We start from the raw sequence: 12,229 nt of genomic DNA, 5'->3' as shown, positions 1-12,229 counted from the left end.
GCGTGCTACACACGTGCGGGTCACTTCACCTGTCCGCCAACAGGGAGTCACCTCATGTCATCCGCACCCCGCACCACCGCCACCCGACGCCAGGTCCTGGCAGGCAGCGGCGCAGCCGCCGCGGTCGCCTTCACGGGGGCCTTCTCCGAACTCTTCGCGGGCACGGCAGCCGCACGCGGCCACGGCGGCTACGGCCCCCTCGTCCCCGATCCGGACGGCCTGCTCGACCTGCCGAAGGGATTCCGCTACCGGGTGCTGTCCCGGGAGGGCGAGCCGCTGCGCTCCGGCGAGGGGCCGGTGCCCAGCAACCACGACGGGATGGCCGCGCTGCGCAGCCGCAACGGGCGGGTCCACCTCGTCCGCAACCACGAGAACCGGCACACCGCCGAGATCGGCGTACCGACCGTCGAGGGGCTGACCTACGACCCGGCGGCCAAGGGCGGCTGTACGTCCCTGGAGCTGGACGGCCGCAACAAGGTACTCGGCGAGCGCGTCGCCATCGCCGGTACGGCGGTGAACTGCGCGGGCGGGCCCACCCCCTGGCGCACCTGGCTGACCTGCGAGGAGACCGAGGACAAGGCCGGGACCAACGGGTACGCCAAGGACCACGGCTTCATCTTCGAGGTGGACGGCGCCGATCCGCACCGCACCGGGGCCGTCCCGCTGACCGCGATGGGCCGCTTCCAGCACGAGGCGATCGCCGTCGACCCGAAGTCCGGGATCGTGTACGAGACGGAGGACGCGTTCGAGAAGCCGTTCGGGCTCTTCTACCGCTTCCTTCCCGAGAAGCCGCTCGGCGGCACCGGTTCGCTCCGGGCGGGCGGCGCGCTGGAGGCGATGCGGGTGCCGGGCGTGCCCGACCTGTCCGCCGTCCAGGAGACCGGCACGAGCTTCGACCGGATCGAGTGGGTCCCCGTACCGGATCCGCTGGCCGCCGAGACCGCGATCCGCTTCCAGGACTTCGGCCCGAAGGGCATCACGCACGCGCAGAAGCTGGAGGGCTGCTACTGGGGCGACTCCTCGGTCTACTTCGTCTCCAGCTTCGCCCACCGCGACGAGGGCTCGGCGGCCGACCACTACGGCCAGGTCTGGCGCTACGAGCCGAAGAAGCGCCGCCTCACCCTGGTCGTGCTCTTCGGCCCGGACACCGACATCCAGCTGCCCGGCGAGTCGCCCGACAACATCTGTCTGGCGGCCGACGGCGGGCTGATGGTCTGTGAGGACGGCGGCGGCGCGCAGCATGTGCTCGGGGTGACGCGGCGCGGCGAGGTGTACGCGATGGCGCGCGGGCGGCAGAACATCGGGACGCCCGAGGAGCCGGAGTGGGGTGAGTTCGCGGGGGTCACGTTCTCGCCGGACGGCTCGACGATGTACGTGAACTGCTACACGCCGGGGACGACGTTCGCGGTGACGGGGCCCTGGTGCTGAAGTAGCGCCTCCCCGCTCTGCCGGGACACCGGAGCGTCGTCTGAAGATATGACGATAACGTCAGATATTTTTCGTGAGTGATCACTACTGCACGGAAGATGGCGACTCTGACGGTCGCGGGGGTGCTGGCCGGTGCCGCCCTGGCCGGGTGCGGGGGTCCTGCCCCCGCACCCGCTCACCCACCCACCCCCCTTCCCAAGGCCTCCGCCCCTGCCTCCGCCTCCGCCGCGCCGAAGAAGCCGCCCACGATGGCCCCCGGTCCGGCGGGCCGCACCCCGGTCTTCGAGCGGAGGCAGACGGGCGGGGGCACGGCCGGCGGCGCGGCGGAGAAGGTCGTGGCGCTGACGTTCGACGCCGACATGACGGCCGATCAGGGCCCCCGGGCGGCCTCGGGCGAGCGTTTCGACAACCCGGAGCTGGTCGCGTCGCTGCGCCGGCTGAAGGTGCCCTCCACCGTCTTCATGACGGGGCGCTGGGCCGAGGAGTACCCGGCGCAGGCGAAGGCCATCGGCACGGATCCGCTGTTCGAGATCGCCAACCACTCCTACAGCCACTACGCCTTCAGCGCGCCCTGCTACGGACTGCCGGTGGTCGAGAAGGCCGCGATGACCCGCGATGTGGAACGTGCCTTCACGGCGATCCGGAAGGCGGGGGCGCGGAACGTGGTGCCGTACTTCCGCTTCCCCGGCGGCTGCTACGACGACACGGCACTGCGCGCGCTGGGCCCGGCGAACGTGACGGCCGTGCAGTGGGACGTGGTCAGCGGCGACGCCTTCGCCACGGACGCGGACGCGGTGGCCGAGCAGGTGCTGGACGGGGTGCGGCCGGGGTCGCTGGTGGTGATGCACTGCACCCGCAGCGCGGCCCCGGTCACCGAGGCGGCGGTACGCCGGATCGTGCCGGAACTGCGCGAGCGCGGCTACCGGTTCGTGAAGGTGTCGGAGCTGATGGAGGACCGGCCCTGAGCGTCGCGGGATCAGGGCCGACGCCCGCCTGCTCGGGCGGACCCGGCGGTCCCGGCGGGGAAAACCATGTGCGGCCGCCCCCACCGGCCCCATACGCTCGCCGAACAGGACATTCCCCCTCGGAGGAGCCGACCGCTTGCAGGCCGCAGTAACCGTCACCCCCACCCAGATCCCGGACCTCCTTCTGGGCCTCGCCACCGTCCGCCCGGTGTTCCTCTGGGGCGCCCCCGGCATCGGGAAGTCCTCCCTGGTGAGGAAGTTCGCCGAATCCCTGGGCCTGGAGTGCGTCAGCCTGCTGGGCACGCAGCTCGCCCCCGAGGACCTGATCGGCGTGCCGCAGATCCGCGACGGCCGCTCCGTGTTCTGCCCGCCGGAGGCCATCGCCCGCGACGAGCCGTACTGCCTCTTCCTGGACGAGCTGAACGCCGCGACCCCGGATGTGCAGAAGGCGTTCTACTCGCTCATCCTCGACCGCCGGATCGGCAGCTACGAGCTCCCGGCGGGCTCGATCGTGATCGGCGCGGGCAACCGCGCCACCGACAACGCCCTGGCACGCCCCATCGCCTCCGCACTCGTCAACCGCCTCACCCACGTCCACCTGCGTGCCTCCGCCACCGACTGGCTGGTGTGGGCGGGCGAGAACGGCATCCACCCCTGGGTGGTGGACTACCTCTCCGACCGGCCCGACCACCTGTGGTCGCAGCCGCCCAAGACCGAGGAGCCGTTCTCCACGCCCCGCTCCTGGCACATGCTCTCCGACGCACTGCACTCCTTCGGGCCGGCGCTGGACGAGGCGACGCTGAAGATCGTGGCCCACGGGACGCTGACCCCCGCCCATGCCGTCTCCTTCTGCGGGTACGCCAAGATCGTGCGGCACACCTACGGCATCGAGGCGATCATCAAGGGAGAGGCCTCCTGGCCCCGCCGCGTCGAGGACCGCGACCTGCTCTACTACCTCGCCGAGGCGTTCCGGGGACGGCTCGTCAAGGAGCTCCCGGCCCAGCGCGAGCACGCCTCGGCCGCCGTGCGCGAGACCTCCTACCGCGCCAAGTCGCTGCTCGTCCAGCTCGCCGAGATCTCCGTCGAGGTCGCCCAGACCGTCATCGCCGAGGACGCCGACGGCAACCCGGTGCTGCCCGCCTGGTTCCTGGTGGAGGCCGCCCGCGACATGCCGCGCCTGGTCGAGGCCCGGCGTTGAGCCGGTCCCGCAAGCAGGGCGCGGGCCGCCCCGACCCGGCCGCCGAGGCCTTCGCCGCCGGTGTCGACCTGGTGCGCCGCAACCCCGCCCTCGCGGCCGTCGACGCCGAGTTCGTCCGCGCCAAGGGCAATGCCGACGCCCCCGGCCAGGGTCTCGTCCGGGCCGACTCCAACGGGCGGGTGCACGTCCACCCCACCCACCGGGCCGAACCCGGCGACTGGGCCTGGGCGCTCGCCCATGCCCTCCTCCACCTCGGTTTCGGCCATCTTCCCGCCGCCAAGGAAGCCCGCGAGCAGCCCGACCGCTTCGACCTCGCCGCCCGCTGCACCGTCGTCAACCGCTTCCTGGCCACCTTCCCCATCGGCACCGCCCCCGACCACCTCCCCGAGAGCTACCCCGACGGCGACGAGGAGCAGCTCGCCGCCCGCTGGCGCAAGACCGGTGTCCCGGCCGTCTACGAGCGGTGCGGCACCGCGGACGGCGAACCCGACCAGCTGCTGGTCCAGTGGCCACGCTGGGACACCGCCCTGCCCGACCGGCAGCTGGCCTTCGCGTACGCCCTGACCCGTACGGTCTCCGCCGCGATGGACGTCGCGGGCGGCCGCCGGGACCGGCTCACCGGTGAGCGCGTCGCCCAGCGCCCCTGGGACCGGGCCCTCAATTGGTTCGTCTCGTCCTACCCGCTGCTCGGCGGCCTCGCGGCCGGGCTGACCGTCGTCGCCGACGCCGAACTCGCCCGCGTGCACGACATCTCCGTGGCCGCCGTGGACGCCACCGCCGGCGAGATCTACATCAACCCGCTCAAGCGGTTCACGGACGAGGAGTGGCGGTTCATCCTCGCCCACGAGATGCTGCACGCCGCCCTGCGTCACGGCGGGCGCCGCGGCGCCCGCGACCACTATCTCTTCAACGTCGCCGCCGACTACGTCATCAACGGCTGGCTGGTGGAGATGGACGTCGGCACGATGCCCGAAGGGCTGCTGTACGACGCCGGGTTGAAGGGCCTGTCGGCCGAGGAGGTGTACGACCGGCTCGCCACCGGGCTGCGGCGCGGCCGACGCCTCGCGACCCTGCGCGGCAAGGGCACCGGCGACATCCTGGGCGAACCGCTGCCCGGCCGGACGGCCGACCCCGTCGACCTCGACGCGTTCTACCGGCGCGCCCTCGTCCAGGGCCACCAGCTGCACACCGACCGGCAGCGCGGCCTGCTCCCGGCCGGACTGGTCCAGGAGATCCGCGCACTCGCCCACCCGCCCGTCCCCTGGGATGCCCGGCTGGCCCGCTGGTTCGACGAGTTCGTGCCCCGGCCCGAGCCGGTACGCAGCTACTCCCGGCCCGCCCGGCGCCAGGCCTCGACCCCCGACATCCCGCGCGCGGGCCGCTCCTTCCCGCCCGAGGAGGTCGCCCGCTGCACCTTCGGCGTCGTCCTGGACACCTCGGGCTCGATGTCCGGCCCGCTGCTCGCCAAGGCACTGGGCGCGATCGCCTCCTACGCCGAGGCCCGCGACGTGCCGGCCGCCCGCGTGGTGTTCTGCGATGCCGCCGCCTACGACGCCGGGTATCTGGCGCCGACGGAGATCGCCGGGCGGGTACGGGTCAGGGGGCGCGGCGGCACGGTCCTGCAACCCGGCATCGACCTGCTGCAGCGGGCCGACGACTTCCCGCCGACGGCCCCCGTCCTGGTGATCACCGACGGCTGGTGCGATGTCCTGCGGGTCCGCCGCGAGCACGCCTACCTGATCCCGGAGGGCGCGGGCCTGCCGTTCACGCCGCGCGGACCGGTCTTCCGGGTGCGCTGAACGGCCGGGACTAGCCGGAGCAGGCCGTGCGGCCCGCCTCCTGCCAGGCGCAGACCGGGCAGAGCGTGGCGCCCTTCGTCGACTCCGGGTACTCGGTCGGCTCGCGGCACAGCACGCACTCGGCGTACGGAGGGCCCTCGGCGGCTCCGGCGGGCGCGGGCCGTGCGGCCTCCGCGGCCGGGCCCGGGGCCTCGCAGTACGTGTCGTCCGTGTCGTCCGTGTCCACGTCCACGAGCCTACTCACCCGCGCCGGGCGGCGAGCCGGCAGACGAGAAGCGCGGTCGCCGAGGCGAGGACCGCCGCCCCGAGCAGCGGCAGGACGGGCGGCTGGAACGTCCCGGTCCGCGATCCCGTGACCAGGGCGGTGACCGCGTGGCGCGCCGGGGATCCGGTGGTCACGAGTGCGAGGACCGACCCGAGCACGGCCGCCGCGACGGACCAGCCCCGGCGGCCCAGGACCGGACGGGTGCTGAGCGCCCCCACGGCCGCGCCCAGCAGCACGCAGCACAGGGCGGCGAGCAGCCCGGCGAGCGCGGCGGACGGCCGGGACACGGCACGGGCGCCGTCGTCGGTGACCGGGCCGCTGACGAGCAGGACGACGGCGGTGGCCACCGCGGCGAGCACCGCCGCACAGCCCGTGGCGGTGAGCAGCGCGGCCAGATGGACCCGCCGGGGCCCCGCGGCTGCCGAGGCGACCGTCCGGGCGGCGGGCGGCTCCTGGTCGACGCAGAGCCGCACGGCCCACGCGGTCACGGGCAGCAGGGCGGCGGCCGCGACGCCGAGCGACCCCAGCACGGGCTGCCCGCTCTGCACGCCCACGGCGAGGACGGCCGCGTACAGCAGGAGGGGCGCCAGCCAGCGCTGGGAGCGGACGAGCAGGGCGGTCTGGTAGCGGAGGAGGGCGGTCATGGTGCTTCGGACACCTCGGACACCTCGGACACCTCGAATATCTCGGGTGATTCGGCCGGATCGGGTTCCTCGGGTGACCCGGGTGCGCTTGCCCGCACGGGCGCGTCGACGGCGGCCACCGTGCGGATGTGCCAGGGCGGGCGGGCCGTGAGCAGTGCCGCCAGGAGTGCGTCGGAGTACGGCTCGGGAACGGTAAGGCGTAGGAGGCCGGTTCCGCTCCCCCGCTCCCGGACCGGGTCGCCCGGCAGGTCGTCGGGCAGCGTCGCGCCGGGCGGGCCCTCGGCCTCGATCAGGACGCGGGGGCCGGTGGTGCGTGCGGTTGCCGCGGCAGCCGGGGCCGTGCGCACCCCGCCGCCGCCGGTCCGCAGGGTGAGGTCGGCCGCCCCGGCGAGGCGTCGCGGGTCGTGGTCGACGAAGACGACCGTGGCGCCGGCCGCCACGCGTTCGGCCACCGCGCGGTCGAGCTCGGCGCGGGCGGCGGTGTCGAGCCCGGTCCAGGCCTCGTCCAGGACCAGCAGGTCGGGTGCGGCCAGCAGCGCCTGGGCGACGGCGACCTTCTGGCTGGTGCCCTTGGAGAGTTCGGCGAGCGGGGTACGGGCGTGGTCGGCCGCCCCGAACCGGGTCAGCCACTCCCCCGCCCGCCGCTTCGCCTCGGCGGTCCGCAGTCCGTGGATCCGGCCGAGGTGGACGAGGTAGCCGGTGGCGGTCAGGGGCAGCGCCGCCGGGAAGCGCTCGGGGACGTACGCCGTGCGGGCCGGGCGGCCGGTGATCCGTCCCTCGGCGGGGGCGTCGATCCCGGCGAGCAGGCGCAGCAGGGTCGACTTGCCCGCACCGTTGGCCCCCTCGACCCGGACGAGGCCCCGTGCGGGCAGCGTGAGGTCGACCCCGCGCAGCACCCACGCGCCGCGGAGGCCGTGCCGGTGGCCCACTCCCCGGAGGTTCAAGGTCAGTTGGAGGTCTTCTCGGGCCGGGCCTCGCTGGGCCGCACGATGACGAAGCCCTCGCCCTGGAGCATCAGCTGAACCGCCTCGCCGGATCCGCCGCGCACCATCGAGCCGACGCTCTGGGAGCGGTGCAGGCTGGTCGTGAGCTGCTGGCTCCAGCCGACGATCGCGTCCGTGTCCACGTACACCGGCTGAGCGGCCGTCACGGGGATCACGATCGGGCTGCCCTCGCACATCAGGCCGAGCTTGCCGTAACCCGTGAAGACGCTGTTGAAGAGGCCGCCGCCGATCATTCCGGCGCCCTTCACCGTCTTGATCTCGTAGGAGAGCGTGGGGTCGAAGCACAGGACGTTGCGGCCGTTGATGGTGATGGAGTCGCCCTGGTCCATCTCCACGATGAAACAGTTCGCCGCCTCGTGCGCGAACCATGCCTCGCCCTGGCCGCGGACCGCCATCAGCGCGAGGCCCTCGCCGGTGACCGCGCGCTTGAGCAGACCGCCGATGCCCTGGCCCTTGCGCTCGAACTGGAGGTTGCCGCGGAAGGCGATCATCGAGCCCTGCCGGGCGTGCATCTCCCCGTTGACGGCGTACTTGATCGATTTGGAGTTCTGCAGGGTCATGCCGGGGGCGGTGGCCGGCTGGGCCATGTGCTCGCTGGAAAAGAGATCGCTCTTCATGCGGAGCATCCTCACCCGGACCCTGTCGTTCCGCCAAGAAGGTGACCCGGCCGGCCTGGCAGACTGGGACGGTGACCAGCAACGACACCCCTGTCTCCGAAAGCCCGTTCCACGACGGTCCGACCGACCGCGACCAGGCGCCGCAGTTCGTGCTGCCGCTGGTGCTCCACCTGGAGAAGACGGACCCGCCCGCCCGCACCGACGCGCTGCGGACCGCCGCCCGTGCGGTGCTGACGATCCTCTCCGACGAGCGGTCCCTCGGCGACGGCGAGTGGGCTCCGGCGATGCGGGACTGGCAGGACGCCCGGATCCGCAAGGTCGTGCGCCGGGCGCGCGGTGCGGAGTGGCGCAAGGCCGCGGCGCTGGACGGCATCACGGTGACGGGCGAGGACGGCGCGGAGGTACGGGTGTTCCCGCCGATCCCGCTGGACGGCTGGCCCAAGGAGCTGGCCAAGCTCCAGGTGTCGGGCACCGACCTGGAGGACCCGGAGCCGCCCGCCGCCCCCGATCTGTCGGGCCCGGTGCTGTGGCTGAACCCCGAGGTGGACATGTCGGCGGGCAAGACGATGGCCCAGGCCGGGCACGGGGCGCAGCTCGCCTGGTGGGAGCTGTCCGACACCGAGCGCAAGGCCTGGCGCGAGGCCGGGTTCCCGCTCTCCGTCGCCACCCCCGGTGCGGAGCGCTGGCGGGAGCTGACGGTGAGCGGGCTGCCGGTGGTGCGCGACGCGGGGTTCACCGAGATCGCCCCGGGGTCCTGCACGGTGGTCGCCGACCATCCGGCGCTGCGCCGCTGAGCGGGACGGCGTCCGCGAAGGGATCGCCCGCGCGCTGAACGTTTCCGGTCCCTTCTCCGTATCTCCCGGTACTGCCCTTTCGGCATTACCGCCAAGTAGCCTGCACAGCCAGTCGGTTGGCGGTTGATTTGACGCCTGTCCGACGCTGTCACGCCTCTGCCCGGGAGACACCTTGTTGCGACGCATCAACGGAACGGCCCTCATCATCGCGGCACTGGTCGCCACGCTCGGCGCGCTCGCGTTCCCCGTCTGGTCCTACGCGGACCGTTCGGGCACCGGCGAGGCGAACCTCAACGCCTCCAGCGTCGCCACCCAGTGGGGCCCGCTCTCCGCGACCGACCGGGACTTCCTGGTCAAGGTGCGGCTCGCCGGACTGTGGGAGCTGCCCGCCGGGCAGCAGGCGATCGAACGGGCGCCCAGCGAGGCGACGAAGGCCGCCGGGGACCACCTGGTCGTCGGGCACGCGGACCTGGACCGGCGGGCCCGGGACGTGGCGGCGAAGCTCGGGGTGGAGCTGCCCAACCAGCCGACCGCCCAGCAGCAGGGGTGGCTGCGGGAGCTGACGGCGGCGAGCGGCGAGGAGTACGAGCGGAAGTTCGCCAATATCCTGCGGGCCGCCCACGGCAAGGTCTTCGGGCTGATCGGCCAGGTCCGTCACACCACCCGCAACACGCTGATCCGGCAGCTCGCGAGCGACGCCAACCAGACGGTGCTGGATCACATCACCATGCTGGAGGCCACCGGGTTCGTCGACTTCGACGCCCTGGCGCGCGAGGCGGCGAGCGGGTCGACGGCCAGCCCCTCGGGCCCGTCGATGCCCCAGGACGGGCAGGCCCCGCTGGCCCCGGTGCCGGCGACCCCGACCGGCGACCAGTCGTTCACCTCGCGCCCGGTGCCGCCCACGATGATGCCGATGCCATAACGAGGACCGTGCTCCCGGAACCTCAAATCCAGCTCTGAACGTCCCCCTTGTCGGGTTCATCGCCGCTCGACGGGGCCATGACCCCTGAACAGAACGAGGTGAGCAGGGGGGACACCATGGAACTGGGCATCGGCATCGGCTGGCGGCCGGAGATCGCGGACGAGGTGGAGGCGCTGGCGGGGATCGACTGGGTCGAGGCGGTCGCGGAGAACCTCTGCGCCGACCATCTCCCGGACTCCCTGCTACGGCTCCGGGAGCGCGGCGTGACCGTCGTACCGCACGGGGTGGCGCTGGGGCTCGGCGGCGCGGACCGGCCCGACCCCGGTCGCCTCGCCTCTCTCGCGGCGCGCGCCGAGCTGCTGGGGACGCCGCTGGTGACCGAGCACATCGCTTTCGTACGGGCCGGGGGGCCGCTGACCGCGTCGCCGAGGCTGGAGGCGGGGCATCTGCTGCCGGTGCCGCGCACCTGGGACGCGCTGGACGTGCTGTGCGAGAACGTGCGGATCGCGCAGGACTCGCTGCCGGTGCCGCTCGCCCTGGAGAACATCGCGGCGCTGATCACCTGGCCGGACGAGGAGCTGACCGAGGGGCAGTTCCTGGCGGAGCTGGTCGAGCGGACCGGCGTACGGCTGCTGATCGACGTGGCCAATCTGCACACCAATCACGTCAACCTCGGCCAGGATCCGGCGAAGGCGCTGGACGAGCTGCCGGTGGAGGCCATCGCGTACGTCCATGTGGCGGGCGGGGTCGAGCGGAACGGCGTCTGGCACGACACGCACGCGCACCCGGTGACCGCTCCCGTCCTGGAGGTGCTGGCCGAGCTGCGCTCCCGGGTCGACCCGCCGGGCGTGCTGCTGGAGCGGGACGACGCGTTCCCGCCGGCCGGGGAGCTGGCGGGCGAACTGGACGCGATCCGGGCGACGCTGCGACGGGCGGCGACCGTTCCCGCGACGGCCGCAGCCGGTGAGCGTACGGGCGTCGCCGTGGCCGGTGAACGTACAGACGTCGCCGAAGCCGTTTCGGCCGAAGCCCGTGAACTCACGAGCACCCCCGCCCCCGTGCCCGCCGGGACCCGTGACCGTACCGCCGTCGCGCAGACCGCGCTGCTCTCCGCGCTGGTGGCGGGGACCCCGGCCCCCGAGGGCTTCGACCCCCGGCGGCTGCGGGTGCAGAGCCGGGCGCTGGCCGCCAAGCGCGCGGACGTCGTCGCCAAGGTCGCGCCGGAGCTGCCGGAGATCCTCGGCGACGGCTACCGGGCCGCGTTCCTCGCGTACGCCGGGAGCCGGCCGATGTCCGGCGGGTACCGGCGCGACGCCCTGGACTTCGCGGAGCACGTGCTCATCGCGGGCGGTCCCGCCGATCCGGCGGCGCGGCGCCGGCTGACGTACTGGTGGCAGGACCGGTCGGGCGCCCGGCCGCCGCGCCGTGCCACCCGACTGGTCCGGGCGGCCCGGGCCGCCCTCGTGGGAAAGTGATCCGCTGTGTACGTGCTGGCTCTGCTGGTGACCGTCGTGGTCGCCGTCTCCTCGGTGGCACTCGTCGTCAAGGCCGTGAGCGGGCGGGCCCGCCGCCCCCGCCCGGCCCCCGGCGTCGCCCTCCACGATCTGTACGAGGCCGCGTTCCTGAACGGCGGCCCGGCCAGGGTCGTGGACACCGCGCTGAGCGCCCTGCACGCGGACGGCCGGCTGGTCGTCGGCGGGCCCGGCATCGTCGGCGTCCAGCGGGCGCAGGCGAACGACCCGGTGGAACGCGCGGTGTTCCAGGAGCTGGCCGCCGCGCCGAACGGTGCTCTGCACGTTCTGCGGGAGGCGGTGATGCGGCACCCCGCGGTCCAGGAGATCGGTGACGGGCTCGCCGCGCGCGGGCTGCTCGTGTCGCCCGTGGAGAGCCGGCCGCTGCGGCGGTGGGCGATGATCCAGGGGCTGGCGTGCATCGCCGCCCTGCCGCTGAGCGTGGTGCTGACGTTCGTCCAGTTCGCCACCGAGGACAGCCCGTTCCCGTTCGTCCTGATGATGCTGCCGCCGGTCCTGATCGGCGGATTCAGCGGGCTGATCGTCGCCGCCGCCTCCCACCGCATCACGAAGGCGGGCCACCGGGCCGCCCTGGAGTTCCGGACCGCCTACGCCCATGTGGTGACCCCCGCCCATCTCGTCGCCACGCTGGGGCTCCGCGCCCTGCCCGACACGGTGCTCCAGGCCCAACTGGCCGCGGCGGCCCGGCTGAGCGGTCCGCGCGGGCGGTCGTCGGCGTATGTCGCCGGGGGTACGACGGCGGGCGTCACCGCCGTCGCCGTGACGACGGTCTGGTGCGCCGGATCCGGTCCCGGCGACTCCAGCTGCGGCGGCTCCAGTTGCGGAGGGTCCGGCGGGGGCGGCTCCAGTTGCAGTTCCGGGTGCGGGGGCAGCAGCGGTTCGAGCTGCGGAAGCTCGGGGGGCTCCAGCTGCGGAGGAGGGGGCGGCGGGTCCAGCTGCGGCGGCGGCAGTTCCTGAACTCCTTTCCGGGGCAGGCTTTCTGACCGCCCATCGGGGTCAATCCCGGGGACATGCGGGGGCGGTGCTGGACATCACCGCCCGGCCGCCCGACCATCCCTCTC

12 protein-coding genes are annotated in these 12,229 nt (G+C 73.7%); 8 read left to right on the top strand and 4 right to left on the bottom strand.

What is annotated here, in order from left to right; all coding sequences use genetic code 11:
- Window positions 1–54: 54 nt before the first annotated feature.
- The 4 genes from ACIQPT_RS03335 (at window position 55) to ACIQPT_RS03320 (ending at window position 5,390) form a co-directional block, all read left to right on the top strand.
- Complete coding sequence (locus ACIQPT_RS03335; protein WP_401152169.1) at window positions 55–1,428, top strand: alkaline phosphatase PhoX; 1,374 nt, start codon at window positions 55–57, stop codon at window positions 1,426–1,428.
- A gap of 98 nt (window positions 1,429–1,526) precedes the next feature.
- A complete protein-coding gene (locus tag ACIQPT_RS03330) occupies window positions 1,527–2,393 on the top strand; it encodes a polysaccharide deacetylase family protein (RefSeq protein ID WP_401152166.1) in 867 nt (288 codons plus the stop codon).
- A gap of 136 nt (window positions 2,394–2,529) precedes the next feature.
- Entirely contained in the window at window positions 2,530–3,591 is a 1,062-nt protein-coding gene (locus ACIQPT_RS03325; protein WP_401152164.1) for an ATP-binding protein, read from the top strand.
- Window positions 3,588–5,390: a VWA-like domain-containing protein gene (locus ACIQPT_RS03320; RefSeq protein WP_401152161.1), complete on the top strand. Its 1,803-nt coding sequence runs from the start codon at window positions 3,588–3,590 to the stop codon at window positions 5,388–5,390. The genes ACIQPT_RS03325 and ACIQPT_RS03320 overlap by 4 nt, the downstream gene beginning before the upstream one ends.
- A 10-nt stretch (window positions 5,391–5,400) precedes the next feature.
- Here the strand turns inward: ACIQPT_RS03320 and ACIQPT_RS03315 are convergent, their stop codons facing one another.
- Genes ACIQPT_RS03315 through ACIQPT_RS03300 form a run of 4 tightly spaced genes read right to left on the bottom strand, consistent with a single transcriptional unit; the run spans window position 5,401 to window position 7,920 of the window.
- Window positions 5,401–5,616: a hypothetical protein gene (locus tag ACIQPT_RS03315; RefSeq protein ID WP_401152158.1), complete on the bottom strand. Its 216-nt coding sequence runs from the start codon at window positions 5,614–5,616 to the stop codon at window positions 5,401–5,403.
- A gap of 14 nt (window positions 5,617–5,630) precedes the next feature.
- The gene (locus ACIQPT_RS03310; protein WP_401152155.1) at window positions 5,631–6,299 is read right to left on the bottom strand and encodes an ABC transporter; all 669 of its coding nucleotides are present in this window, start codon (window positions 6,297–6,299) and stop codon (window positions 5,631–5,633) included.
- Window positions 6,296–7,243 carry an ATP-binding cassette domain-containing protein gene (locus ACIQPT_RS03305; RefSeq protein WP_401152153.1) on the bottom strand — a complete coding sequence of 316 codons (948 nt, stop codon included), beginning with the start codon at window positions 7,241–7,243 and terminating at the stop codon, window positions 6,296–6,298. The genes ACIQPT_RS03310 and ACIQPT_RS03305 overlap by 4 nt, the downstream gene beginning before the upstream one ends.
- 2 nt (window positions 7,244–7,245) lie before the next feature.
- Window positions 7,246–7,920: an AIM24 family protein gene (locus tag ACIQPT_RS03300; RefSeq protein WP_401152150.1), complete on the bottom strand. Its 675-nt coding sequence runs from the start codon at window positions 7,918–7,920 to the stop codon at window positions 7,246–7,248.
- A gap of 71 nt (window positions 7,921–7,991) precedes the next feature.
- On the opposite strand from ACIQPT_RS03300, the gene ACIQPT_RS03295 reads away from it, so the two are divergent.
- From ACIQPT_RS03295 to ACIQPT_RS03280, 4 genes are all read left to right on the top strand, one after another.
- Window positions 7,992–8,714, top strand: a complete 723-nt coding sequence (locus ACIQPT_RS03295; RefSeq protein ID WP_401152149.1) for a peptidyl-tRNA hydrolase — start codon at window positions 7,992–7,994, stop codon at window positions 8,712–8,714.
- Between the two features lie 175 nt (window positions 8,715–8,889).
- Window positions 8,890–9,636 carry a DUF4142 domain-containing protein gene (locus ACIQPT_RS03290; RefSeq protein ID WP_401152550.1) on the top strand — a complete coding sequence of 249 codons (747 nt, stop codon included), beginning with the start codon at window positions 8,890–8,892 and terminating at the stop codon, window positions 9,634–9,636.
- A 116-nt stretch (window positions 9,637–9,752) separates the two neighbouring features.
- A complete protein-coding gene (locus tag ACIQPT_RS03285; RefSeq protein WP_401152548.1) occupies window positions 9,753–11,111 on the top strand; it encodes a DUF692 domain-containing protein in 1,359 nt (452 codons plus the stop codon).
- A 6-nt stretch (window positions 11,112–11,117) separates the two neighbouring features.
- Window positions 11,118–12,125, top strand: a complete 1,008-nt coding sequence (locus ACIQPT_RS03280) for a TIGR04222 domain-containing membrane protein (protein ID WP_401152146.1) — start codon at window positions 11,118–11,120, stop codon at window positions 12,123–12,125.
- Window positions 12,126–12,229 lie beyond the last annotated feature (104 nt).

This window comes from Streptomyces sp. NPDC091289 (assembly GCF_044757365.1).
In the GTDB taxonomy this organism is placed as follows: Bacteria; Actinomycetota; Actinomycetes; order Streptomycetales; family Streptomycetaceae; genus Streptomyces.
Note: the sequence above shows the minus strand (reverse complement) of the source record. Positions and strands in the feature narration are given on the sequence as shown.